This window comes from Aromatoleum anaerobium (genome assembly GCF_012910705.2).
Taxonomy (GTDB): domain Bacteria; phylum Pseudomonadota; class Gammaproteobacteria; order Burkholderiales; family Rhodocyclaceae; genus Aromatoleum; species Aromatoleum anaerobium.
Map to the genome: position 1 here is coordinate 1 of NZ_WTVG02000009.1, position 654 is coordinate 654.

Below are 654 nucleotides of genomic sequence, written 5' to 3' on the forward strand. Positions count from 1 at the left end.
GACCCGCTTGATTGCCTCCGGTTGGTACGTCTCATCCCTGAGCGCCAGCGCCAGTTCCCCCAGCCATCGTTCCCGACCGTACCGCTCGATATCGCCGAACGTCTGCCCATCCAGACCCGGAGCGCCCTTGTTGGCGCGGCACCGATCGTACGCATGGGTCAGCACATCGAGTCGATACAGCTTGTCGTACAGTGCGTAGAATCGAAACTCGGGTTCTGCCTTCGCTTTCGCATGTAACGCCGCCTGCAGCTTCTGAACGCTGATCGGAGTTGATAGGTTTCCCAATCTCCTGCCCTCGCCACTTCCTGCGTTGATCCTGAACCAGGGCCCCTTCCCTCCACCGGCATTACCCGGCTTCCCCGGTACTACGGGCCCCTCCGCCATCCTCGGTCACCAAGTCCTGCCGTCACCGGCACCCTGCTGGAGGCTCCCACCTCCGCAACCGAGGACTTCCCGTGTTTCGTGCGCCTTTCCTCTTTCACGCATGCCACCGCCAATACCCCGGCACGGCTGCTGGATGCATGTTTCGCTCACTTCTCCAGCAGTGGCAACCTTCCCCGCATCGACTGGCAGGTCGGCCCGTGCATCACCCTTTTCGAGGCGTGCTCAGCGTTCACTCACGTTGCGGCCTGCGTGCTCGCCAAGTCACCTAGT

1 protein-coding gene and 1 pseudogene are annotated in these 654 nt (G+C 62.2%); one reads left to right on the forward strand and one right to left on the reverse strand.

The window, feature by feature from the left end; translation table 11 throughout:
• A pseudogene (locus GO606_RS00660) lies at window positions 1–285 on the reverse strand (hypothetical protein); the annotation flags it as partial.
• 177 nt (window positions 286–462) lie between these two features.
• On the opposite strand from GO606_RS00660, the gene GO606_RS00665 reads away from it, so the two are divergent.
• Window positions 463–654, forward strand: a 192-nt coding sequence (locus tag GO606_RS00665; RefSeq protein WP_246979241.1) for a hypothetical protein, incomplete at its 3' end; no start/stop codon positions are given.